Raw genomic sequence first — 24,134 nt, forward strand, 5'->3', positions numbered from 1 at the left:
CGCCAACTGCGCGACGGCCTGAACCATGAAATGCTGACGTTGAGTATCGATCCGACGTTTAAAATCACCGCCTGCAACGACAACTTTGCCCATGCCCTGGGCTACACCCCGGAGCAGCTCCTGGGGCGGGCGATGACTGATGTCGTTCCGCAGTACGTTTCCAGGCTGCCGTGCTATCAGCACTTTCGCGCCGCCGTTGCCGCCGGCAAGTCGATCACGGACGAGTACCGCTACCTGCATGCGGACGGCTCGCTGGTGTGGATTCATGCCCATTGGCAGCCCATCACCGATACCAGTGGCAGTTTGAGCCACGTCACGTGCTACGCGACCAACATCACTTCCCGGCTGGAAAAAGCTTCGGAAAACACCTCTTTCATCGATGCCTTGCTGCGCTCGACGGCGGTGATCGAGTTTGATCTCTCCGGGCATGTGCTGATGGCCAACGAACAGTTCCTCAAGGCGATGGGCTACAACCTGGGCCAGGCCAAAGGCAGTCATCACCGTATTTTCTGCAAGCCGGAAGACGCCGCGTCGCAGCAGTACAAGGATTTCTGGGCCACCTTGAACAGGGGCGAATTTGTCGGCGGCCGCTTTGAGCGTATCGACAGCCGCGGCCAGACGGTCTGGCTGGAAGCGACCTACAACCCGGTGTATGACACCGAAGGCACGCTGTGCAAGGTGGTGAAGTTCGCCACGGTGGTCACCGACCAGGTGGCCCGCGAACAACAGGTCAGCGAAGCGGCCCAGACTGCCTTTGAAATCTCCCGGCAGACCGATGTAACGGCCCAGCGCGGCGCCGTGGTGGTCAATGACACCATGCATACCATGCGTAAGGTCTCGGTAGACATGCAGGCCGCTTCCGGCGGCGTCGAAGCCCTTGGCAAGCAGTCGCTGTTGATCAGCTCGATCATCCAGACCATCAGCAGCATCGCCCAGCAAACCAACCTGCTGGCGTTGAACGCGGCCATCGAAGCGGCGCGCGCGGGCGAGCAGGGTCGAGGCTTTGCCGTGGTGGCCGATGAGGTTCGCCAATTGGCCGGACGCACCAGCACGGCCACCGAAGAGATCGCCTCAGTGGTGTTGCAGAACCAGAAGCTGGTGGATGAGACGGTTGCCGAAATGGCCAACAGCAAATCCCAGGCCGAGCAGGGCCTGGAGCTGGCCACGCAGGCGGGCCAGGTGATTGTCGAGATTCAGGACGGCGCCAAGCGGGTGGTGGATGCCGTGGGCAGGTTTGCCACGCAGGTGGGCTAGCGGCCGAGCGGCCACGCACAGGGTCGCACTCCGCGGCGTTTTCATGGTCCATGGAAAACGCACCACTGCCCCGGAGGTGAACCTTGGCTAGAAAGAACACGCCCGTGGTCGACAGTGTCGCTGTAGCGACGCTGTCCTCCCACCGCAAAGACCTCTTCTTGGCAGCCATGGACGCCAGCCACAGCGCGATGATCGTGACCGATCCCGCGCAGCCCGACAATCCGATCATCTTTGCCAACCAGGCCTTCGTGAACCTGACCGGCTTTGAACAGGACGAAATCATCGGACGCAACTGCAGGTTCCTGCAGGGCCCCGAAACCGACAAGAGCACCCTTGCGCACGCGCAGCGGGCGATCGAGCGTCACCATGAAGTCTGTGTGGAGGTGCTCAATTACCGTAAGGACGGCTCGACGTTCTGGAATGAAATCTTCATCGCGCCGCTGTTCAACGAAGCGGGGCAACTGGTGTACTTCTTTGCTTCACAGCTGGACGTGAGCCGCCGCCACGATGCCGAGCAGCGCCTGCGTGGCGCCCAGGACATGGAAGCGCTGGGACAACTCACCGGCGGCATCGCCCACGATTTCAACAACCTGCTGCAGGTAATGGTCGGCTATCTCGACTTGATCCAGCAAAGCGCGAAGCGCCCCGACGGCGATCTGCAGCGCATCTTCAACAGCGCCGGTCGTGCCAGGGCGGCGGCTGAAAAAGCACAGACATTGACACAACAGTTGCTGGCGTTTTCGCGCAAACAGCGGCTCGACAGTCGCGTGATCAATCTGAACTGCCTGCTCACCCGGCCCGATTTCATGCGGCGTGCCGTGCATGACGCCAATGTGCAGATGGACCTCGCGCCGAACCTGTGGAACTGCCGCATCGACCCTGCCCAGGCAGAGCTGGCGGTGCAGCACCTGTTATCGAACGCCCAGGATGCGCTGGAGGGGTGCGTCGAGCCGACGATCAGCCTCACGACCTGCAACGTTGAGTCGCCTGAAAACGGGGTGCCCGAGGGCCGATACGTCAGCCTGTCGGTGACCGACAATGGCAACGGCATAGAGCCGGGCATACAGGAAAAAATCATCGAGCCGTTCTTTACCACCAAGGAGGAGGGCAAGGGCTCGGGACTGGGGCTGTCGATGGTGTACGGGTTCGTCAAACAATCGGGCGGAGCTGCGCGGATCCGCTCATCCCCGGGCGCCGGAACGACGATACGTCTCTACTTTCCAGCCGACGACAGCCAGGCCTGGGTCGAACAGCCGCCGTCTGACACCACCTCGTTGCGAGGCATTGAGCACATCCTGATCGTGGAGGACCGACCCGAAGTGGCCGAGCTGGTCCAGGTCATACTGACTGACTACGGTTACCGGACCGCGACCGCGACCCATGCCGAGCAGGCGTTGGCGATGCTGGAGAACGTCCGCTATGACCTGGTGTTCAGTGACCTGATCATGCCGGGCGCCATGAACGGCGCGGCACTGGCCCGTGAGGTCGCCCGGCTGTACCCGCATACCCGCGTATTGCTCACCACGGGCTATGCGAAAGATTCGCTGGAGCGCGCGGATATACAGGTGCATGAGTTCGAGCTGTTGCCCAAACCCTATCAGCCGCAGGACCTGCCGAGGAAAATCCGCACGATGCTCGACGACTAGCGTCACAGGCCCCGGGTTATCGTCACCTGAGCACCCGAGCAAGCAGGCTTCCTGCTGCGTGTCAGCTGATAAGCAATTGCCAGCCATATGAACCACCCCGGCATGACCATCAAGGCAACGCGCGTGTCAGGTCGCAATGCCAGCAGGCACAGAACGAAGCCCAGAAAAGCCAGTGAGAACCCTGCCATGGGCACGCCGCCCGGCATCTTGTAAGCCGACTTGGCGTGAAGCTCAGGATGCTTTTTGCGATAGGCAATGTAGGACGCGAGGATGGTCGACCACGTGAAGATCACCAGAATCGCTGACACGGTGGAAACGATGGTGAATGCCGTCATGACTTCCGGGACGATGAACAGCACGAGTACACCCGCCAGCATCAACAGGGTGGTGAAGGCCAGGCTCAGCAGCGGCACACTGTTGCCCGACAGTCGCCGAAAAATACCCGGGGCGTTGTCCTGATTCGCCAGCCCGAACAGCATACGGCTGGAGGAGAATACGCCACTGTTGGCCGATGACGCGGCGGATGTCAGGACTACGAAGTTAACGATGCCGGCTGCTGCGGGAAAGCCGGCGACGAGGAAAAGTTCGACAAAAGGACTTTTTACAGGTGACACCTGTTGCCAGGACGTCACGGCAATAATGCAGCCCAATGCCAACACGTAGAACAGAATGATTCGCAGCGGAATCGAGTTGATTGCCTTGGGCAGGGTCCGCTCCGGAGACCGGGTTTCTGCCGCAGCGGTGCCGATCAGTTCGGTGCCGGCAAAGGAGAATATCGCCATCTGGAAGCCGGCAAAGAAACCCAGCACGCCATGAGGGAATGCAGCCTGCTTATCCACCAGGTGGCCGAGGGACGCGGTCACGCCACTGGGGGATACGAACGAGCTGGCAATCAGCACGATGCTCACGCCGATAAGCGTCACCACGGCGATGATCTTGATGATCGCGAACCAGAATTCGACTTCACCGAAAAGTCTGACCGTCAGCACGTTCAGGGCGAACAGTGTCGCGAGCATCCCGATAGCCGGTATCCAGGCGGGCAGGTGGGGGAACCAGTACTGGAAAAAGCCTCCCACCACGACGGCATCGCCGATCACCGCAACGCTCCAGCTCAGCCAATACGACCAGCCGAGAAAAAATGCGGCGCGGGGGCCCAGGTAGGCGCCGGCGAAATCCGCAAAGGTCTTGAAATTCAAGTTGGAAAGCAGCATTTCGCCCATGGCACGCATGACGAAGTAAACGAACAGGCCAATGATCATGTAGATAAGGATGATCGAGGTGCCGGAGAGGGCGATGATCTTTCCGGAGCCCATGAACAAGCCCGTGCCAATGGCGCCGCCCATGGCCATTAACTGGATGTGACGATTGCTGAGCGTGCGCTGCAGCGCAGGCTGCTCAGCCCGCTCTGATGAATTCGATTTCATTTCAAAACCTCTTGATCTTATGTTTTTGAGTTTTGGCAGAAAAGTGGATATCCAGCGCCATTGTCAGGAGGCAATGACGGGTGACGGTGTTGTTTTATGTGGACAGTGACGGCCCCAGTTCAAATGCCGGGGGCGTCACTCGCAGGTCAACTGGCCGTGCGCAGATGGGCGGCTTTGGCCGGCTGCTGATCCAGCATCTGGAACAGGTTCTTTATATTTTCAGGCGTGGGTACCAGGTGGATGTGCCGACCGACCTGATGTTCGTGCGCCATCGCCTGCAGGTAGCGAAGCGACGAGAAATCCTCGAGGGCAAAGCCCACGGAATCGAAGACCGTCACCTGCCCATCGCTCTCGCGTCCCTGGACGTCGCCTTGCACAATCCGGAAAAACTCGACGACGGGCGAGTCAGCCTCCAGTTGCTGAATATCACCTTCAATCCGCGTTTGAGGTTCGAATTCCACGATGACCCGGGCGTTGCGCAGGATGTCGGCGTGCAGTTCGGTCTTGCCCGGGCAGTCGCCGCCGACGGCATTGATATGCATGCCGGGCTCGATCATCTCGGGCGTCAGGATCGTTGCGTAGGCCTTGTCGGCGGTCACGGTGGTGACAATGTGCGCGCCCTTGACCGCTTCCTGTACGGAGTCGGCGTGAATCACGTTGATCGTCGGGAAAGCCGCCAGGTTGCGCAGCAGCTTGAGTGAGGCATCGCGATCAATATCGAAGATGCGGATTTCGCTGATGCCCAGCATTTCATGGAAGGCAAGTGCCTGAAACTCGCTCTGAGCGCCATTGCCAATCAGCGCCATCGAGGTGGCCCCTGGACGGGCAAGTGTACGCGCGACCAATGCCGAGGTTGCAGCGGTGCGCACTGCGGTTGTCAGGGTCAGCTCGCTGAGCAGGGTCGGATAGCCACTGTGGACATCGGCCAGCAGACCGAATGCCATCACCGTCAGCAGGTGCTGCTGACCATTGTCCGGATGGCCGTTCACGTACTTGAAGGAATACTGCTTGCCATCATCGGTAGGCATCAACTCGATCACACCGTTTGCGGAGTGATTGGCCGTGCGCGGCGACTTGTCAAACTGCGCCCAGCGTAAATAGTCTGCTTCGATGTAGGTGGCCATCTCACGGATCGCCCGGCGGATACCCACCTTGGCGAACAAGCGTGCGGCATCATCGACATCCAGGAAGAGCGTCATTTTTTTATTCTCCAATCCATCCAGTTAAACGTTGTAAAGCAGGGGTGTTCAGGCGCGTTTGCTCTCGAAGCCATGCAGTACATTCACCGCGTTGATGCCGATCTCATCGACCATGTAGCCGCCTTCCATCACGAAGAGGGTGGGGCAGCCAACACTCGCGATCAGCTCGCCGATCCCGATGAAATCCTCGCTTTCCAGCAGGAAGTGACTGATCGGGTCGTCCTTGAAGGTGTCGACGCCCAGTGAGATCACCAATACCTGCGGCGAAAATTGCTGAAGTTTCCTGCAGGCATGCAGCAGGGCGTCGCGGTAGGTTTCCCAGGCGGTGTTTTTCGGCAGCGGGTAGTTGAGGTTGAACCCTTCGCCGGGGCCGGCGCCGACTTCACCGCTGAACCCCGAATAGTAGGGATAGGACACGGCCGGCTCGCCGTGCAGCGAGACAAACATCACGTCACTGCGCTGGTAAAAAATGTTCTGCGTGCCGTTGCCGTGATGAAAGTCGACGTCAAGTACCGCAACACGTTTGGCGCCCTGGGTGATTGCCTGCTGTGCAGCAATGGCCGCGTTGTTGAGGTAGCAGTAACCCCCCATGTATTCACGCGCCGCGTGATGGCCCGGCGGACGACAAAGGGCAAAGGCACTGTCGTGGCCTTCATCGATAAGCGCCAGGCCCGTGAGGGCGATATCGGCACTGGTCTTGACCGCCTGCCAGGTGGTGGCAGTGATCGGCGAGCCTGCATCCATTGCATAGAAGCCGAGTTTGCCGTCAATGAACGTGGGTACCTGATCGTTGGCCAGGTCACGTACAGGCCATACGAGTGGCAGCGCATCATGGGTGCGGCCTGTGGCGCTCCATTGCGACCAGGCGCTTTCCAGGAAGCTCACGTAGCGCTCGCTGTGCGCGTTGACGTAACACGCGCGGTCAAACACGCGCGGTCCGACTATCTGGCCAAGGCCTACTTGCTTGACGCGGTTGTGAACGGTGTCGGCCCGACTGGGCTGCTCGAACGACGGCTTGAGCACGCCATCCTTCAACTCGGTGCCGTGGTGCAGACGGTGGGAATCACTGAAAACTGTAAACATTCTGCGCATCCGTTAATGTGAGCCAGTGCAAATATTCTGTTCTGGTCAGGACGGGCGTTCTTTGCTTTGTTTTCGTGCTTCTGTATATTTATCGGGCGATTTAACTCGGTAATGGCGTAATGAAGAAAAATATATCCAAACGCATTAGCCTCGACGAGACCGATCTGGCCATTCTCGAACTGTTGCAGGAGGACGCGAGCATTTCCAATGCCGAACTCAGTGAGCGGCTCTCATTGAGCCTCACGCCTTGCTGGCGACGGCGCAAGAGGATGGAAGAGGCGGGCGTGATCAAGGGTTATCAGGCAACCCTTGATCGAAGAATGCTGGGGCTGGATATCATGGCATTCGTGCACATTCGCTTTTCCACCCATGCCGATCACGCTCCGGACGCCTTCGAGGCAGTGATTGCGCAGTTGCCAGAGGTATTGGCCTGCCACAAGATCACCGGAGATGCCGACTACGTGCTTCAAGTGTTGGCCGAGGATCTGGATAGCTATAGCGACTTTATCGAGCAGGTGCTGCGGCGCCAGGTCGGTATCGCGTCTATTCAGTCGAGTCTGGCGTTGCGTGAAATCAAGGCGGGTAGTCGTATGGCCATACCCAAATTGAGCAAGGATTGAAAATCGGATGTTCCGGTAAACCTTCCCGCCACGTCCGTCGTCATCAGCATCTGCTGGAAGCGCCCCGCAAAGACCCACTCGGCGCACACCCGCTACCTCCGTGCACACAAATAGATCGCCGCTGTGCCATTTGGTAGCACATGGCGCCATGTTCCTGCGACGGCTCTCCTGCCTACAAACCAAAGATCACATTCGAATCAGTCATTTAACGCTGCACCAAGGTTGTTGGCACGGCCCATGCTTTATTGCATCCATGGATAATTGGATACAAAAATACAAAGAGGCTGCCCATGCAATTTGCTCCCGCTTACGCTGACCGCCAGCCTCTCACTGCAGAAGAGGAAGCCTACAACTTCCTCCTCGACGCCATCTGCGGCGGCCGTTTCCGCAAGGGCGACCGCCTGATTGCCGAGGATATCGCCGGCGAGATCGGCATGAGCCGCATGCCGGTGCGCGAAGCATTCCGCCGCCTGGATGCCCAGGGCCTGGTAACGCTGCGGCCCAATCGCGGGGCCATTGTCAGTGGCCTGGATATCGCTGAGCTGCACGAGGTGTTCGAGATGCGCAGCGCGCTTGAAGGCCTGGCGGTGCGCGTCGCGGTCAGCCGTATCGGTGAGCGCCAGATGGCGGCTCTGGAGCGGCTGCTGGACGAGATGGATGACTACCGCGACGAGAGCGCCGCGTGGGTCCGTCGCCACCGCGCCTTTCACGAATACCTGTGCGGGCTCAGCGGCCGGCCGCGCTTGCTCAAGCAGATTTCGGCGTTGTATTCGCTGGTGGAAGCGCCCATGCGCTTGTGGCTGCAGCACAGCGAAAAACCCCTCAGCGCGCGTCAGGAACACGCGGTGATCCTTGACGCGATTCGCGCCGGTGACGCCGCCCGCGCCGAAGCCGTGGTGCGCGAACACATCGAAAGCACCGTGCCGCTGCTGATTCAATTTCTGCAACTGGAAAAATAAGAGAGGCGGGTCCGAACCCGTCCAGGTTTAGACGTTGATTCCTGCCCCGTTATTCAACGAAGTGGAGTGTCTGGTCATGCATAAACAACACCGCGCCTTGCTGGTGGCTGTAACCCTGGGTTTCTGCACACAATGGGCCTGCGCCGCAGTCCAGGTGCCTGAGCGCCTCAAAAGCGTCGACAAACTCACCTACTGCTCGGGGATGGATTCACCGCCCCTGGTGTCCTTCGACGAATCCCAGAAACCGCGCGGGCTCACCGTCGACCTGGGCCTGGAAATCGCCAAGCGCCTGGGCAATAAAACCGTGCAATGGCGGGTCATTCCGTTTTCCGGTCTGGTGCCGGCGCTGCTTGCCCAGCAGTGCGACATGATCGTCGACCAGTTGTTCGACAAACCCGAGCGCCGCCAGGTGATCGACATCGTCAACTACATGTACTCCAGCCAGGCGGTGGTAGTGCCCAAGGGCAACCCCAAAGGCATCAAGACCCTGGATGACCTGTCTGCGCACAAGGTGGCGGTGCTCAACGGTTCCACCATCAAGACCCTGCTCGACACCCAGAACGAGAGCCTCGCCAAGGCCGGCAAGCCACCGATGAAACTGGTGGTCTACAACACCGACACCGATGCCTTCCAGGCGCTGCGCATCAGCCAGGTCGACGCCTATGGCACCACCGTGGAAACCGCCGGTTACTACGCCGCGATGGCCCCGGAGCTGTTCCAGGAAGGGGTGCCTGCATTCAGCCGCATCCTCACCGGCCTGGGCATGCGCAAGGACGACCCGCAACTGACCGCCGCCGTGCAGCAGATCATCAGCGACATGCGCAGCGATGGCAGCTATGTGCAATTGCTCAACAAATGGCATGTCAGCAGCGACACACTGGACTGAGGTTCTACCACGATGAATTTCAATTGGGATGTGTTCTGGCAATACCTGCTGCAACCCAGTGGGGTCTACCTCACCGGGCTGTGGCTGACGTGCCTGATCAGCGTGCTGGCGATGCTGCTCGGCTGCGCGCTGGGCCTGGCGGCGGCGCTGTTGCGCCTGTCGAAGAACCCGTTGCTGCACCTGCCGGTACGCCTTTACGTGTGGCTGATGCGCGGCACGCCGTTGCTGGTGCAGATCGTGTTTTTGTACACCGCACTGGCAGCGGGCGGGATCTTCCGCTTCGAGGACATCGAGCTGTTCGGGCTGATCATCCCCGGCAATATCCAGGCGGCGATCATCGCCCTGGGCCTGAATGAAGGCGCGTACATGGCCGAGATCATCCGCGCCGGCATCGGCGCGGTGGACAAGGGCCAGTACGAAGCCGGGCGTTCCCTGGGCATGGGGTTCGGCAAGCTGATGCGGCGCATCGTGCTGCCCCAGGCGTTTCGAGTGATCGTGCCGCCGCTGGGCAATGAGTTCAATGTGATGCTCAAGAACACCACGCTGGTCAGTGTGATCGGCGTGCAGGAGCTGTTGCTCAGCACGCAGATGGTGACCTCGGCGACGTTTCGCGTGTTCGAGTTGTACCTGGTCGTCGCGATTTACTTCCTGACGTTGACCACCCTGTGGGGCTTTTTCCAACGCTGGCTGGAAAACCGTTTCGGCCAGTCCGATCGACCTTCGGCGCCACCTCCGGCCGCCAGCCGCATGTTCGGTCGCAGCACCCTTAAACTGCTGAGGGGACGTTAACCATGGCGCACCAAAGTGAAGAGCTGATCATTGACGCACAGGATATCCAGAAGTCGTTCGGCGAATTGCAGATCCTCAAGGGCATCTCCCTGCAGGTACGGCGTGGCGAAGTGGTGGTGCTGATCGGCGCCTCCGGCTCCGGCAAGACCACCTTTATCCGCTGCATCAACCTGCTTGAAGACATCCAGGGCGGGCGCATTCGTGTCAACGGCCGCGCCATGGGCTATCGCGAACGCGCTGATGGCAGTCTGGTGCGCGATTCGGAGCGCAACATCGCCCGCCAGCGCCGCGACATTGGCATGGTGTTCCAGCGCTTCAACCTGTTCCCGCACATGACTGCATTGGAAAACATTATCGAAGCGCCGATCCAGGTGCTGGGTGTGCCGCGTGCCCAGGCGCTGGAGCAGGCCCGGGGCTTGCTGGCGCGGGTCGGCCTGGCGGACAAGGCCAGCCACTATCCGTCGATGCTCTCCGGTGGCCAGCAGCAGCGGGTGGCGATTGCCCGTGCACTGGCGATGAAACCCCAGGCGATGCTGTTCGACGAACCCACCAGCGCCCTCGACCCGGAAACCGTCGGCGAAGTGCTGCAGGTGATGAAGGAACTGGCCGAGGAGGGCATGACCATGGTGGTGGTCACCCATGAAATGGGCTTTGCCCGTGAAGTGGCCGACCGCGTGGTGGTGCTCGATCAGGGCGAATTGATCGAGCAAGGGCCGCCGGAACAGATTTTCAGCCACCCCAGCCATCCGCGGACCCGGGCGTTTCTCAGCCGCGTGTTATGACCTTTTTTGAAGAGCCTTTGCCATGTTGAAATTTTCCGCTCACGAATACCCTTATTCCTCGCAACGCCAGAGCGTGTTCGCGCGTCGGGGCATGGTCGCCGCTTCGCAACCGCTGGCGGCCCAGGCCGGCATCGAAATCATGCAAAAGGGCGGCAATGCCATCGATGCCGCCATCGCCACCGCCGCCGCGCTGACCGTGGTCGAGCCCACCGGTTGTGGCCTGGGCGGCGATGCCTTTGCGCTGGTGTGGTGCAAGGGCCAGTTGCATGGCCTCAACGGCAACGGCCATGCGCCCGCCGCCTTGAGTATCGAGGCGGTCAAGGCGGCGGGGCATCAACAGATGCCGCTGTACGGCTGGACCTCGGTGACGGTGCCCGGTTGCCCGTCGGCGTGGGCCGAGTTGTCCAAACGCTTCGGTAAATTGCCGTTTGCCGATTTGCTGCAGCCGGCCATCAGCTTGGCGCGCGACGGTTTCCCGCTGTCTCCGGTGGTTGCCCATCAATGGCAGATCTCCTTGAACGAATTCAGCCCGCACCGCGATGAGGTGCTGCAAGCCTGGTTCGACACCTTCCTGATCGACGGGCGCGCGCCCCAGGCGGGGGAGATTTTCCGCAACCCGGCCCAGGCCCGTACCCTGGAAGAACTCGCCGCCACCGGCTGCGAAAGCCTGTATCGCGGCGCTCTGGCCGAGCGCCTGGATGCGCATTCGCGCGCCAGCGGCGGCTACCTGCGCGCCAGCGACCTCAAGGATTACCGCGCGCAGTGGGTGGAGCCGATCCACATCAATTACCGGGGCGTGGATGTTTGGGAAATCCCGCCGAGCGGCCAGGGCCTGGTCGCACTGATGGCGCTGAAAATCCTCGAAGGCTTCAACTTCGATCACCGCGACAGCCAGCAAACCTGGCATCGCCAGCTGGAAGCCATGAAGCTGGCCTACAGCGACGGCCTGCATTACATCACTGACCCTGCGCACATGCGCGTGGCGGTGGCCGACCTGCTCAGCGACGACTACAGCAGCCGTCGCCGTGGCGAGATCGGCGAGCAGGCCCAGCCGCCCAAACCCGGCGACCCCCACGCCAGCGGCACGGTATACCTGGCGACCGCCGACGCCGAAGGCAATATGGTTTCGTTCATCCAGAGCAACTACCACGGCTTCGGCTCCGGCGTGGTGCTGCCCGACAGCGGCATCGCCCTGCAGAACCGCGGGCAGGAATTCAGCCTCGATGAGTCCCATTCCAATTGCCTGGCACCGGGCAAGAAAACCTTCCACACCATCATCCCGGGTTTTCTCAGCAAGGACGGCGAGGCCCTTGGACCGTTCGGCGTGATGGGCGGCTACATGCAGCCCCAGGGCCATGTGCAGATGGTGATGAACCTGGTGGACTTCGGCCTCAACCCCCAGGCGGCCCTCGACGCCCCGCGCTGGCAATGGCTGGGCGACATGAAGGTCGGCATCGAACATGGAGCTTCGCGCGACCTGGTCAATGCGCTGGCGCGGCGCGGGCACAAGGTGCAGACCGACAGCGACCTCACCGACTACGGGCGTGGGCAGATCATCCTGCGTGACCCGGTCACCGGCGTGTTGTGTGGCGGCACTGAGCCACGGGCGGATTCGCATATCGCGGTCTGGTGAGCTGGACGCATCCCACACGTTCTTAAATTCTATCTTGGCAGGAGGTTCCATGGCCCCTCGAAGTGTACTGATCACTGGCGCAGCAGGTGGTGTTGGTCGCGCGCTGGTTGAGCGTTTTTTAAATGAAGACTTCAAGGTTTTCGCAACAGATCTGGATGCGAAAAAGCTCGCAGACTTACAGGTTGAATATCAGGTGTCAGGCATTTTTTGCGGTGATATCCGTCAACCCGCTGTGTGTGCTGCAGCCGTTAATGCAGCCGTTATGGCGATGGGCCGGCTGGATGTATTGATCAACGCTGCGGGAGTATGGCGCGAAGGTCCGGTTGAAGCGTTTACCGAAGAGGATTTCGACCTTGTTCTGGACGTAAACCTAAAGGCAACGTTCTTCATGTGTTCAGCCGCTATTCCCCATCTGAAATTATCAGAGGGTTCCATCCTGAATATTTCAAGCGATGCCGGCCGGCAAGGTAATCGAAACGCCGCAGCTTATTGCGCAAGCAAGGGCGGCGTGACCCTGCTGACAAAAACCCTGGCATTGGACCTGGCACCCTTTGGCGTGCGCTGCAACGCTATTTCCCCAGGTGATATCGAAACCCCAATGCTCAAATTTCAAGCTACTCAATATGGGCAGGGAGACCCTCAGGCCTACTATCAGGATCTGTTGGACAAGTACCCCCAAGGTGCCCGCGCCCGATTTATCCAGCCGGAAGAGGTTGCCGAGCTGGCGTTTTTCCTGTCCCAACCCGGTGCGCGATCCATCACTGGCGCGGACATGGCGATTGATTGCGGCGTCTCCGCTGGAAACTGACAGTGGCCCATTGATGCCTATCTTGGACATGAGGTTATGATCATGTCGAAAGGCGGAATGGGTGAGTCGGCGGTGCCTGTTTTTACTGCGAGTGGGCGTCGTTGCAAGCCTCAATGTGCACTTTTACTCATCAAATACGACGAGGCTCCCCCTGCGTAATTTCGCGAATCAGGCTCAGGTAACGAAGCGCGCCCAGTCCCAGGGGCCGGTTTTTTACCCAGATGATATCGACCCATAGCCGCATCTGACTCGGCATGTAGTCAAACACCACCTCCGTCAATGCGCCTGACGTGATGAGAGGGTGTACCAGCGATTTTGGAAGATAGGCCCAACCCAATCCTTGCTGCACCAGGTCCAGCGTGGCCAGGTAATTGTCGCTGTGCCAAATCCGCCGCGACAGCACGACACGTGGGTCAGAGTCTGCAGGCCCTCCTGTGGCGACGATAATCTGCCGAACGTTGACCAGTTGCTCCTCACTCAAGGGGCTTTTCTTGCCGGCGGCCGCAGGGTGATCTGGAGCAGCAACCGCTACTAACAACTGGCTCCCCGCTTCAAGAAATGTTTCCCGCTCGTCAAGCCCTGGTCGTTCAAATCCAAGTGCCAATTGCACACGCCCTTCATGGAGCATGCGCATGGCCTCCGGATGGGACGCGGAGCGAATCTCGATTTCAAGCGTGGGAAACTCCCTGGCGATAATGGAGAGCGGACGATTCCATACGCCTGTTTGCAACTCCGGCGCCATCGCAAAGACCAGGCGCTCCTCCAACCCCTGATGCAGCTGGAGGGCATGCGCATCCAGCAGGTTTATCTGGCTCGCGACCTGTCGTGCCTGGGGCTCAAGTGCTTTGGCGGCGGCCGTAGGAATGGCTTTGCGAGTTGATCGGTCAAAAAGCAACAAATCCAGCTCGGCTTCAAGCTGCGACACCGCCATGTTGATGGCCGAGGGGACCCGGCCTAATTTTCGCGCCGCCGCCGAAAAGGATCCGCTGTCGATGACCGAGAGGAAAATTTTAAGTGACTCACTGGTAAACGCCATGGGGTTGTCAGATTTTCTGATGATGATTGTCTTTATGTATCAGATTTATTCGCCTAGTTTCTACTCTCTTTCAAATTAAAGACCTGGGGCACGCCATGTTGGATACGCAATTGAGAGGGCATGTTGCACTCGTCAGTGGTGCCGGGAGTGAATCCGGGATCGGCATGGCTATTGCTCGCAGGCTGGGTGCATCCGGGGCGAAGTTGATCATCACTGCCAGCAGCAAGCGCATTGCGGATCGGGTTAAAGAGCTGCGCCTTGAAGGGTTTGAAGTTGAAGGCCGGCCCACTGATCTTACCGATGAAAATCAGGTGCGTGAATTCAGCCTCTGGGCAGAGTCCGTTTGGGGACGGGTCGATATTCTGGTGAACAATGCCGGCATGGCCATGCAAGGAAGCCCCGAGGTGTTCTCGGAATTGGCAACGATGGAACTGCAGGAATGGAATCTTTCACTGGGCAGAAACCTGACCACGGCCTTTCTTCTGACGCGAGCCGTTCTGGCCGGTATGAGGGCGCGAAATTACGGGCGCATTGTGAATATCAGCTCCATCACAGGCACCCGCTGCAGCAATCCGGGCGAGGCGGCTTATAGCGCCGCCAAGGCCGCGATGGTGGGCATGAGCATGGGGCTTGCACTTGAAGTCGCCAGGCAAGGGATCACCGTCAACAGCGTTGCGCCTGGCTGGATCACGACGGGGTCAACCTCACCCGTTGAAGCCGAGGCGGGGCGCTTCACCCCGATGGGCCGGGCAGGCAGTCCTCGCGAAGTAGCTGCGGCGGTTGCATTTCTGGCGTCGCCTGAATCCAGTTACATCACCGGTGAAGTCATTGTAGTGGATGGCGGCAACTGCCTGATCGAGAACAAGGCTCCGCGAGCCTGAGGTCAGGAAAGAGGACAGTTGAGTGTTCCTGTCCGAGCGGCAACGACGTTTAACCGATTTTTGTCATCAACGCAGGGTGTTTAATCATGTCGAAAAGTGGAATCAATGAATCAGCGATTGCTGTTTTTACCGCCTCCGAGCGTGAGCGTTTCATAGAAAGCAACCCAACGTCGATGGCGCTGGCCAAGCGTGCCAGGGCGAATCTGTTCAACGGTGTGCCCATGCACTGGATGAGCGACTGGTCGATGCCTTCGCCGCTCTTCGTGCAGCGCGCCAAAGGCGCACGCTTCACCGACGTTGACGATCATGAATACATCGACTTTTGCCTGGGCGACACCGGCACGATGTTCGGCCATTCACCTGATCCTGTTGCCCGTGCCATCGCCGAGCAGGCGAACAATGGCTTGACCACCATGCTGCCCGGCGAGGACGCGGTGGTTTGCGGCGAGTTGCTGGCTCAGCGATTCGATTTGCCTTACTGGCAGGTGACGGCCAATGCGACTGACGCCAACCGTTATGTGCTGCGCTGGGCGCGCGCGATTACCAAACGCAACGTCTTGCTGGTGTTCGACGGCTGCTACCACGGCACCGTGGATGACGTGATGGTGCGCTACCGCGACGGCAAGACAGTGCCCCGTCCAGGGCTTGTGGGCCAGGCCTATGACTTGAGCCAATACAGCCGATCCATCCCGTTCAACGATGTCGCCGCACTGGAGGCTGCGTTAGCCCAGGGCGATGTGTGCGCGCTGATGTGCGAGCCGGCGATGACGAACATCGGCATGGTTCTGCCTGATCCTGGGTTCATGCAAAAGTGCCGCGAGTTGACCCGCCAATATGGCAGCCTGCTGGTCATTGATGAGACCCACACGATTTCCACCGGCCTGGGTGGATGCACACGCCAATGGGCGCTGGAACCCGACTTTTTCGTGGTGGGTAAACCCATCGCCGGGGGCGTGCCTTGCGCGGTGTTTGGCATGACCGAGGAAGTTGCCCTGGCCATGCGCGAGGTGCAGGCGAGCGCAGAGGGCGGCGGTCATGGACACAGCGGTATGGGAACAACGCTGTCCGCCAACTCGCTGGCGATGCGTTGCATGCGCGCCAGCCTTGAAGAGGTCATGACGGAGTCTGCCTACCAGCACATGCTGTCTGTCGCCTCAAGATTGGCGCAGGGATTTCGCGCGTTGTTCAAGCGCCATCAACTGAACTGGTCTGTCACCGAGCTGGGCGCCCGTTGTGAGTTTCAATTCTGTGCCACCTCGCCCAGGACCGGTGCGCAAGCCGAGGCGGCTTTTCATGACAGCCTTCAAATGGCGCTGCACCTCTACTTGATCAATCGCGGCATCCTGATCACGCCTTTTCACAACATGACCCTGTGCTGCCCGCAAACCAGTGAGGCGGATATCGACAGGCTGCTCGGCGAGTTGGAAAACGCGCTGACCACGCTGCTTGCCCTGCCGGGAGCCCGGGTCGCCTCCGCTTAAGTGGACGGTGACGCCCCGTTTTTTTCAAATACTGCCAGGGCGCTTGAATGAGCGCCAAGAGGTTCGACATGCAATTTGCTGATAGAAAAGAGGCCGAGGATTATCTCGCCGCACACCCTGAAGTGCTGAGCATCGAGTTGTTCCTTATCGATGCGAATGGCGTGCCACGGGGCAAACTGTTGCATCGTAATGAGCTGCTGGCGATCTACGACACTGGGCGGCCGCTGCCAAGTTCCATTCTTGCCCTGACCGTGCAGGGTGAGGACGTGGACGACACTGGCCTGGTCTGGGATGTCGCTGACGCTGATTGCTGGAGCTACCCCTTGCCGGGAAGCTTGACCGTGCAACCCTGGCGCACCCATCCCACCGGTCAAGTGCAGGTCAGCATGCACCCGACCCAAGGTATTCCCGCCGCACCGGCGGACCCGCGTCATGTGCTGGTGAACACCATCGAGCGGCTCAAAGCCGATGGCTTCCATCCGGTCATGGCCGTGGAGTTGGAGTTCTACCTGCTGGACCAACAGCGCGACGTCAATGGGCGACCGCAGCCGGCGCAGCAAACCAATGGCGTACGTCCGGTCGCGCCGCAGGTGTATGGCGTATACGAACTTGAACAGGTTCAACCGTTTCTTGATGACCTCTACGCAGCCTGTGCGCTGCAGGGTTTACCGGTGCGCACGGCGATCTCCGAGTATGCGCCGGGCCAGCTCGAGTTGACGCTGGAGCATCGTTTCGACGCACTCCAGGCCATTGATGAAGGCGTACGTTACAAACGCCTGGTCAAGGGTGTGGCCAACAAACACGGGCTGCAAGCGTGTTTCATGGCCAAGCCGTTCAGCGATCAGGCCGGCAGCGGTCTGCACCTGCACGTCAGCCTGGCCGACGAGCAGGGCAACAACCTGTATGCGAGCGAAGACCCCCAGGGCACACCGCTGTTGCGTCACTCCATTGGCGGGATGATGGCAACCTTGTTCGACGCGCTGGCGATATTTTGCCCTCATGCCAACTCCTATCGCCGATTCCAGACCGGCAGTTACGCGCCGCTGGCCAAAAGCTGGGGCGTCAACAATCGTACGGTGTCATTTCGCGTGCCCGGCGGCCCCGCGATCAGTCGGCACATCGAACACCGCATTTGCGGTGCCGATGCCAACCCCTATCTCGCCGCTGCCGCGTTACTGGCGGGCATTCACCACGGCATCACGCATCAGAGCGATCCTGGCGCGGCGATTGTGGGCAACGGCTATGAGCAGGCGACCGATTTTTTACCCACCGACTGGCTGACTGCGTTGCAGGCATTGCAGGGTTCAACCTGGGCACGCGAGGCGCTGGGTGCCGAATTCCTGAAGGTGTTCCTGGCGATCAAGTGGCGTGAGTTCCGCACCTTCAATGCCGAGGTCGGCGAGCAGGACTGGCGCTGGTACCTTACTCACGCATGAGAATTGGCCCGTCAGCGTGTCCTGAAACGGAGCGCTGAGGGCACCTGTTTCCGAGTTATCCAGAGATAAACCATGAACAATGCGCTCAAGTTCTACATCGATGGCCAGTGGGTCGATACCCAGTCGGGCAACACGCTGGAGGTGATCGACCCCTCCACCGAGCAAGCTTTCATCAGCATCGCGGTGGGCAACGCGGCGGACGTGGACAGCGCGGTCAACGCTGCTGCCAGGGCCTTTCCCGCGTTCTCTGTAACCCCCGTCAGCGAACGTCTGGCACTGCTCAAGGAAATTCTGCGGGTCTACAACCTGCGCTACGAAGACCTGGCCAAGGCCGTCAGCCAGGAGATGGGCGCGCCGCTGCATTTCGCCCGTGACTCGCAAGTCTGGAGTGGCCGCGCGCACCTGGAATCGACCATCAGTGCCCTGGAGACCTTCCCGTTCAGCGAAGTGCATGGCATCACTCAGGTGATGCGTGAAGCCATCGGCGTGTGCGCCCTGATCACGCCGTGGAACTGGCCGCTGAATCAGATCGTCTGCAAGGTCGCGCCCGCCATTGCCGCCGGTTGCACCGTGGTGCTCAAACCCAGCGAAATCGCGCCGCTGACCGGTATCATCTTCGCCGAGATCATGCATGAAGCGGGTGTGCCTGCCGGGGTCTTCAACCTGCTTAACGGCACCGGTGCGGACGTGGGCCATTACCTGACCAGCCACCCGAAAGTCGATATGGTCTCGTTCACCGGTTCCACCCGCGCCGGCATTCTGGTCGCCAAGGCGGCGGCCGATACGGTTAAACGCGTGGCTCAGGAGTTGGGCGGTAAATCGGCCAATATCCTGCTGGAAGACGCGGACTTTGACGTGGCGGTGGCCAAGGGGGTACAGCGCTGCTTTGCTAACTCCGGGCAATCCTGCAATGCGCCAACACGCATGCTGGTACCGCGAGCGCAGCTTGCCCGTGTTCTGGAAATTGCCAAGGCAACCGCCGAGCAGTTGGTGACCGGCAGCCCGCTGGATGCCGGCACGAATCTCGGTCCGGTGATCAGCGACGCACAGTTCGCCAAGATTCAGAGCCTGATCGCCATCGGCATCGAGGAGGGCGCCACCCTGGTGAGCGGTGGCCTGGGCCGTCCTGAAGGCCTGGACAAGGGCTACTACGTGCGACCCACCGTGTTCGGCGACGTGACGGCGCAGATGACCATTGCCCGCGAAGAAATCTTCGGCCCCGTGCTGTCGATCATTGCCTATGACAGCGAAGCGCAGGCCATCGAAATGGCTAACGATACCGTTTACGGCCTGGCGGCCTACATACAGTCCGGTAATATCGAGCGTGCCCGCGCCGTGGCCAAACAGATGCGTGCCGGCTCGGTGTACCTGAACTACCCAAGCTGGGACACGTTCGCGCCGTTTGGTGGCTACAAACAATCCGGCAATGGCCGCGAGTACGCGGGGTGGGGCATTCACGACTTCCTGGAAATCAAGGGCGTGGTCGGTTGGCGCGAGTGACCACTGAAGAGGTAATGGTTTCATTCGCGCCGAGAATGCTGTGAACCGCTATTGCTGCCCCTATGACCACGGCAATAAGCCCTGTCGCCTCTATGGGTGTTGGGAACCTCCCAATAAAGAGCAAGCCGAGGACAGCGGCGAACAAAGATTCCAGCGAAATCAACTGACCGGAAAGCACCATCGGCAGCCGTTTTGTCGCCGCGTTCCAAGCCCAGGCACCGATCACCGAAGACATAACCGCAATGACCAGAGCCCAGGCATAAAGATGTCCCGCCGAGGTGATACTGAAACCCATACTCGGGAGTTTAAAGAGCCCCAGCATGTGTACAACGGGTATCAGGAACACGGTGCCCATGCCAGCACCCGCCATCATCAAGCTGGTCCAGATGCCCGTTGCAGCATGGGGGATTTTTCCCATGGCGCTTTGATTCAGCAGACTGAAGGCTAGCCACAGGGTCACTGCCAGGACAGAAAAAAATAATCCCGTCAGCCAGGACGACCTGCCTGCCTGCGCCAGATTCACGCTGCCGATATTTGCAAGGAAGAGCCCAACCATCATGAACGTCAGGGGTAACGCAAGGCGGTGCCACTGCACCGTTTTCTCTTTTGCATTGCCGAGCAGGGCGAGTAGAACAGGCACGAATCCGACACACGCCGCCGTCAGTACGGGGCCACCGAAGATCACGCCCGCTGCAATACAGCTGCTGTACCCTAGATACCCCATTGCGCCCAGCGCTGCGGCGAGCAACTGCTGGGAACGTTGCAAAGACCGCCGCTGAGTACGGCACAGGATCACCCCCAGCGACCCCAAGGCACCCGCGATCAGAAATCTGATGATCGTAAGGTCGTAAATGCTGTAGGCGCCAGTGACGTAAGGCGCTACGAAGTTAAGAGCCCAGGCCAGCGTCGCAAAAACGGCGAGCAGCGTGCCGGTGATGATAGTGGTGCGAGCGGTGATCATTAGCTGAGGTCCGGCAGATGTTCAGCCCATATTGCGTTTTGTCGCAGTGTGTTAAAAACGAGTTCTCGGGTCTGAATGCATAACGACTGATTATGAATAACCTCAGGAAGACATTGCCTGCGCTGACCAGTTTGCTGCCTTTTGAAGCGGCTGCCCGGCTGGAAAGCTTCTCGAGGGCCGCTGATGAGTTGCACATCACCCAAGCCGCCGTCAGCCGGCAAATCCGCGGTCTTGAAGAAGATCTCGGCGTGAAGCTCTTTGTCCGGCGTAATCGGGCGGTCTTTTTGACGGAGGAGGGGCGGCAGTTGGGAAGCGTGGTGAGCGCGGCACTGGGAAATATCAGCGACCATGCTGTTACGCTTCGAGAATCACAGCGCAAAAATCGTGTCGTTTTACTCTGCCAGTTATGTGAAGCCTTTTACTGGCTGATGCCACGCCTCTCCACGTTCCAGGATCAACGGGCGGGAATCGAGGTTCAAGTAGTGACCTCAACACGGCCTATTGCCGAATTCAACGACCGCTTCGATGTTGCCTTGCAAAGCACCGGGCGCGCCAGCGGCTTGCATGCTCTGGCGTTTACGGCTGCTGACGAAGTCTTCCCCGTGTGCAGTCCGCGCTACCTTGCCACAGGCACGTTGATTGGCCCTGAAGCGCTTTGTCTGCACCATCTTTTACACTATCGCTCTACGTCCCCGGACTTTATGGTCTGGGAAGAGTGGTTGCAGGTGTTTGGAAAGTCGATCGCGAATCATGTGCCTGGTACGGTGTTCGATAGCTACCCGCTGATGCTTCAGGCGGCAGTCGCGGGACATGGCATCGCATTGGGATGGCGTCGAACTGCCGGAAAGCTTATTGAGGAGGGCGCTTTGGTGCGACCTTGTGCAGAATATGTGCCTCTGCCCCATGCCATTTCTGTTTATAAAGAAAATGGCGGGGATGAACGGATTGAAGCGCAGGCGCTACTGGCATGGCTCCAGGAACAGTTGAGCACCTAGTTGCGAAGCAATAAATGGGTCAGGTAAACGCCGACCGTTGGTGCATGAAAGAACTTTCGATAAGGGCGATAGCGTCAAATGTTTCTGAATCTTGAAGTTCGCAGCTACGAGCGGGAAGCCCCTCACCACCATCACGAGCATGCTCAATTGGTACTGCCGATTCGTGGCCGAATGGAAATCGACGTAGGGGGGCGCGGTGGCTACATCGATCAGTCACTGGCGGCACTTGTGACACCCGGCGCGGTGCACTCGCAGCATACGCACGCCGATAACCGCTTTCTGGTTCTGGACTGCGCGCCGACGACCCTGGAAACGCTGCAGATCGAGCGTCTGGCTCGGAGCATCTATGTGCCTATTCCTGCCGCGACTCGTCGGCTGATGGAGTTCGCCGAGCTGATAGGAAACGCGCAACTGTCCCTCGCGGCCTCACAGCTGGGCCCTTTGCTTCTTTCGTCCCTGGGCGCTGATGCTCCCCGCGTTGCAGACCCCATGAAGCAATTGATCGTCCGTCTTCAGGCCAACCCTGGCGCGAACTGGAGCAACGAAAGCATGGCTCGAGTCGCCAATATGAGCCTGAGTAAACTGCACCAGCGGTTTCGCCAATTGTTCGAGATGACCCCTCAAGCGTGGTTGACTGAATTACGCCTGCAGGAAGCTCAACGCTGGCTGCGCGCAACCTCGTTACCCATAGCCGAGATTGCCTTGCGGGCAGGTTTTTCCGATCAGGCATCAATGACCCGGACCATGCAGCGTATCAGCGCCATAACGCCGGCTGCTTATCGCAAAGCGCAGAAACAGCCTGGGTAAAAGACTGCACAGTTACCGACAATATTTGCCGAATCAGCTGCATCAGACTTCATCCATCAGGCTATGGAGTACGGGTGAAATGTTTGCTGATCGGTCACTGCTCAAGGGCATTGTTTACGGCGTGTGCGCAGGGTTGTGCTGGGGCGTGATTTTCCTTGGCCCCCAGCTGACCCCGGGGCTAAGCGGCCTGGAATTCGCAGTGCTGAGATTTCTTTGTTATGGCGCGGTCTCGGCGGTTTTGCTGATGCCGCGCTGGCGGCGCGTATGCGCCCATCTGAGCATGGCTGACTGGAAATCACTGTTCTGGCTCAGCCTGATAGGGAACCTCATCTACTACACGCTGGTGGGCACCGGCGTGCAGCTGGTGGGCATCGCCACAACGTCGCTGATTGTCGGACTCATCCCGGTCATCGTCACCCTGGCAGGTCGTCATGACGCCGACGCCGTTTCCCTGCACAAGCTCGTCCCTTCGCTGTGCTGCGCGGTGGGTGGCGTCATGCTCATCAGTTGGCATGCACTGATCAATGGCGACAGGCCGGATACGCTGGCAACCATCGCCGGGATTTCATGCGCGGTGGGTGCTCTGGTGACGTGGAGTTGGTATGCCGTAAGCAACGCTCGGCGGCTGGTTCAGGTCGCCAGCGTCTCCTCGCATGACTGGGCACTGCTGACAGGGGTGATGACGGGTGCTCAGTCGCTGCTTTTGGCGGCACCTGTTCTGGGCTTGCAGGCCGCAACCCATGGCAGCGCCCAATGGCTGCATTTTTTGCTGGTGGCAGGAGGCGTAGCCGTCTTGTCTTCAGTGGTGGGTGGCGCATGCTGGAACCAGGCGAGCCGACTTCTGCCGCTGGCACTCAGCGGACAAGTGCTCGTGATTGAGACATTGGCGGCGCTGGTTTTTGGGTTTCTATGGGAGCAGCGGTTGCCTGACTCCTATGAAATAGCGGCGATTGCACTGCTTGTTACCGGTGTCGTCTGGTGCCTGAACTGTCATCGTAATCCGGGTTATTCTGCGGCTATGTAGTTAGCCTTCACCTTTACGGAGTCGAATCATGTTTGCCGGATTCCAGAAAGCACAACGCCAGGTAAACGGCGTGAACATCAGTTACCGCATTGGCGGCAGTGGCCCCGCGCTACTGCTGTTGCACGGCCATCCGCAGACCCACGTGATCTGGCACAAGGTGGCTGCGCAGCTGGCGGGCATTTTTACTGTAGTCGCCGCTGATCTGCGCGGCTATGGCGACAGCGACAGGCCGCCAGCCGACGCCGGGCATGCAAGTTATTCCAAGCGTGAAATGGCGCTCGATGCTGTCGAGTTGATGAAGTCGTTGGGCTTTGCGCAGTTCAGGGTGCTGGCCCATGACCGCGGTGCGCGCGTGGCCCATCGCCTGGTCCTCGACCATCCGCACGCGGTGCAGCAGATGGTGCTGCTGGACATTGCGCCAACCCTGTCGATGTACGCGCAAACGAACGAAGCCTTCGCCCGCGCTTACTGGCACTGGTTCTTCCTGATTCGGCCTGCGCCATTGCCGGAGGGGCTTATCGAAGCCGACCCCGAGCTCTATCTGCGCAGTGTGATGGGCTCCCGTAGCGCCGGCCTCAAGCCTTTCACCGACGAGGCGTTTGGCGAGTACCTGCGCTGCCTGCAACGTCCGGGCAGTGCGCGGGGCATTTGTGAGGATTACCGCGCTTCGGCCGGTATCGATCTGGAGCACGACCGCGCCGATATCCTGGCGGGCAATCATCTGACGCTGCCGCTGCTGGTACTCTGGGGCGAGGAGGGCACAGTGGGGCGCTGTTTCGACCCGCTGGAAGAGTGGCGCAAGGTCGCCCTGAATGTTCGCGGCAAGGCGCTACCTTGCGGCCATTACATCGCCGAAGAAGTGCCTGACGTGCTGCTCGAAGCAGTGCTGGGTTTTTTCGCTGCACCCGTTTAGCTGTGTGGCTTGATCGG

At 59.7% G+C, this 24,134-nt stretch carries 21 protein-coding genes and 2 pseudogenes; 18 read left to right on the forward strand and 5 right to left on the reverse strand.

The genetic code is table 11. From position 1 onward, the window contains the following. Window positions 1–30 precede the first annotated feature (30 nt). The 3 genes and pseudogenes from ACXX81_RS09095 to ACXX81_RS09105 all read left to right on the forward strand — a co-directional run. Window positions 31–717 (forward strand): annotated as a pseudogene (locus tag ACXX81_RS09095) (PAS domain-containing protein); the annotation flags it as partial. Between the two features lie 102 nt (window positions 718–819). Beyond that, window positions 820–1,254: pseudogene (locus ACXX81_RS09100) on the forward strand (methyl-accepting chemotaxis protein); the annotation flags it as partial. Window positions 1,255–1,337: 83 nt separating this feature from the next. Continuing rightward, the gene (locus ACXX81_RS09105) at window positions 1,338–2,900 is read left to right on the forward strand and encodes a histidine kinase famiy protein (protein ID WP_458571542.1); all 1,563 of its coding nucleotides are present in this window, start codon (window positions 1,338–1,340) and stop codon (window positions 2,898–2,900) included. A 2-nt stretch (window positions 2,901–2,902) separates the two neighbouring features. Here ACXX81_RS09105 and ACXX81_RS09110 read toward each other — a convergent pair whose 3' ends face one another. The 3 genes from ACXX81_RS09110 to ACXX81_RS09120 all read right to left on the reverse strand — a co-directional run bounded on the left by ACXX81_RS09110 (window position 2,903) and on the right by ACXX81_RS09120 (window position 6,606). Then, window positions 2,903–4,324, reverse strand: coding sequence for an amino acid permease (locus tag ACXX81_RS09110; protein ID WP_231421375.1), 1,422 nt, complete (start codon window positions 4,322–4,324; stop codon window positions 2,903–2,905). A 146-nt stretch (window positions 4,325–4,470) separates the two neighbouring features. Further along, complete coding sequence (gene ocd / locus ACXX81_RS09115; RefSeq protein WP_209982347.1) at window positions 4,471–5,523, reverse strand: ornithine cyclodeaminase; 1,053 nt, start codon at window positions 5,521–5,523, stop codon at window positions 4,471–4,473. A gap of 48 nt (window positions 5,524–5,571) precedes the next feature. Next, window positions 5,572–6,606 carry a histone deacetylase family protein gene (locus ACXX81_RS09120; RefSeq protein WP_458571543.1) on the reverse strand — a complete coding sequence of 345 codons (1,035 nt, stop codon included), beginning with the start codon at window positions 6,604–6,606 and terminating at the stop codon, window positions 5,572–5,574. A 119-nt stretch (window positions 6,607–6,725) separates the two neighbouring features. On the opposite strand from ACXX81_RS09120, the gene ACXX81_RS09125 reads away from it, so the two are divergent. The 7 genes from ACXX81_RS09125 to ACXX81_RS09155 all read left to right on the forward strand — a co-directional run bounded on the left by ACXX81_RS09125 (window position 6,726) and on the right by ACXX81_RS09155 (window position 13,083). Then, window positions 6,726–7,226 (forward strand): Lrp/AsnC family transcriptional regulator, encoded by a 501-nt coding sequence (locus ACXX81_RS09125; protein ID WP_209982344.1) that lies wholly within the window; start codon window positions 6,726–6,728, stop codon window positions 7,224–7,226. 290 nt (window positions 7,227–7,516) lie between these two features. Further along, on the forward strand, window positions 7,517–8,185 hold the full coding sequence (locus ACXX81_RS09130; RefSeq protein ID WP_231421373.1) for a GntR family transcriptional regulator: 669 nt from the start codon (window positions 7,517–7,519) through the stop codon (window positions 8,183–8,185). A 76-nt stretch (window positions 8,186–8,261) separates the two neighbouring features. Further along, window positions 8,262–9,071: an ABC transporter substrate-binding protein gene (locus tag ACXX81_RS09135; RefSeq protein WP_322213726.1), complete on the forward strand. Its 810-nt coding sequence runs from the start codon at window positions 8,262–8,264 to the stop codon at window positions 9,069–9,071. Window positions 9,072–9,083: 12 nt separating this feature from the next. Beyond that, complete coding sequence (locus ACXX81_RS09140; RefSeq protein ID WP_003236553.1) at window positions 9,084–9,860, forward strand: amino acid ABC transporter permease; 777 nt, start codon at window positions 9,084–9,086, stop codon at window positions 9,858–9,860. A gap of 2 nt (window positions 9,861–9,862) precedes the next feature. Further along, window positions 9,863–10,642, forward strand: coding sequence for an amino acid ABC transporter ATP-binding protein (locus tag ACXX81_RS09145; protein ID WP_053256191.1), 780 nt, complete (start codon window positions 9,863–9,865; stop codon window positions 10,640–10,642). 22 nt (window positions 10,643–10,664) lie between these two features. Next, a complete protein-coding gene (locus ACXX81_RS09150; protein ID WP_458571544.1) occupies window positions 10,665–12,275 on the forward strand; it encodes a gamma-glutamyltransferase family protein in 1,611 nt (536 codons plus the stop codon). A 49-nt stretch (window positions 12,276–12,324) separates the two neighbouring features. Beyond that, window positions 12,325–13,083, forward strand: a complete 759-nt coding sequence (locus ACXX81_RS09155; protein WP_209982335.1) for an SDR family NAD(P)-dependent oxidoreductase — start codon at window positions 12,325–12,327, stop codon at window positions 13,081–13,083. A gap of 130 nt (window positions 13,084–13,213) precedes the next feature. Here the strand turns inward: ACXX81_RS09155 and ACXX81_RS09160 are convergent, their stop codons facing one another. Then, window positions 13,214–14,119, reverse strand: a complete 906-nt coding sequence (locus tag ACXX81_RS09160) for a LysR family transcriptional regulator (protein ID WP_209982333.1) — start codon at window positions 14,117–14,119, stop codon at window positions 13,214–13,216. Window positions 14,120–14,214: 95 nt separating this feature from the next. Here ACXX81_RS09160 and ACXX81_RS09165 point away from each other — a divergent pair, with 95 nt between their 5' ends. The 4 genes from ACXX81_RS09165 to ACXX81_RS09180 all read left to right on the forward strand — a co-directional run bounded on the left by ACXX81_RS09165 (window position 14,215) and on the right by ACXX81_RS09180 (window position 19,417). Next, window positions 14,215–15,000: an SDR family NAD(P)-dependent oxidoreductase gene (locus ACXX81_RS09165; protein ID WP_458571545.1), complete on the forward strand. Its 786-nt coding sequence runs from the start codon at window positions 14,215–14,217 to the stop codon at window positions 14,998–15,000. 86 nt (window positions 15,001–15,086) lie between these two features. Beyond that, window positions 15,087–16,481, forward strand: coding sequence for an aspartate aminotransferase family protein (locus tag ACXX81_RS09170; RefSeq protein ID WP_458571546.1), 1,395 nt, complete (start codon window positions 15,087–15,089; stop codon window positions 16,479–16,481). Window positions 16,482–16,549: 68 nt separating this feature from the next. Beyond that, window positions 16,550–17,917 carry a glutamine synthetase family protein gene (locus tag ACXX81_RS09175; RefSeq protein ID WP_209982326.1) on the forward strand — a complete coding sequence of 456 codons (1,368 nt, stop codon included), beginning with the start codon at window positions 16,550–16,552 and terminating at the stop codon, window positions 17,915–17,917. Window positions 17,918–17,989: 72 nt separating this feature from the next. Then, window positions 17,990–19,417: an aldehyde dehydrogenase family protein gene (locus tag ACXX81_RS09180; RefSeq protein WP_458571547.1), complete on the forward strand. Its 1,428-nt coding sequence runs from the start codon at window positions 17,990–17,992 to the stop codon at window positions 19,415–19,417. Here the strand turns inward: ACXX81_RS09180 and ACXX81_RS09185 are convergent. Continuing rightward, complete coding sequence (locus ACXX81_RS09185) at window positions 19,389–20,378, reverse strand: DMT family transporter (protein ID WP_458571548.1); 990 nt, start codon at window positions 20,376–20,378, stop codon at window positions 19,389–19,391. The two genes, ACXX81_RS09180 and ACXX81_RS09185, sit on opposite strands and share 29 nt — an antisense overlap. A 92-nt stretch (window positions 20,379–20,470) precedes the next feature. Here ACXX81_RS09185 and ACXX81_RS09190 point away from each other — a divergent pair, with 92 nt between their 5' ends. The 4 genes from ACXX81_RS09190 to ACXX81_RS09205 all read left to right on the forward strand — a co-directional run bounded on the left by ACXX81_RS09190 (window position 20,471) and on the right by ACXX81_RS09205 (window position 24,117). Then, complete coding sequence (locus ACXX81_RS09190; protein WP_458571549.1) at window positions 20,471–21,373, forward strand: LysR substrate-binding domain-containing protein; 903 nt, start codon at window positions 20,471–20,473, stop codon at window positions 21,371–21,373. Window positions 21,374–21,451: 78 nt separating this feature from the next. Beyond that, on the forward strand, window positions 21,452–22,180 hold the full coding sequence (locus ACXX81_RS09195; RefSeq protein WP_458571550.1) for a helix-turn-helix transcriptional regulator: 729 nt from the start codon (window positions 21,452–21,454) through the stop codon (window positions 22,178–22,180). A 79-nt stretch (window positions 22,181–22,259) separates the two neighbouring features. Then, window positions 22,260–23,204 carry a DMT family transporter gene (locus ACXX81_RS09200; protein ID WP_458571551.1) on the forward strand — a complete coding sequence of 315 codons (945 nt, stop codon included), beginning with the start codon at window positions 22,260–22,262 and terminating at the stop codon, window positions 23,202–23,204. A gap of 28 nt (window positions 23,205–23,232) precedes the next feature. Next, a complete protein-coding gene (locus ACXX81_RS09205; RefSeq protein WP_458571552.1) occupies window positions 23,233–24,117 on the forward strand; it encodes an alpha/beta fold hydrolase in 885 nt (294 codons plus the stop codon). Window positions 24,118–24,134: the final 17 nt, after the last annotated feature.

It is taken from the genome of Pseudomonas sp. GNP013 (assembly GCF_054343995.1).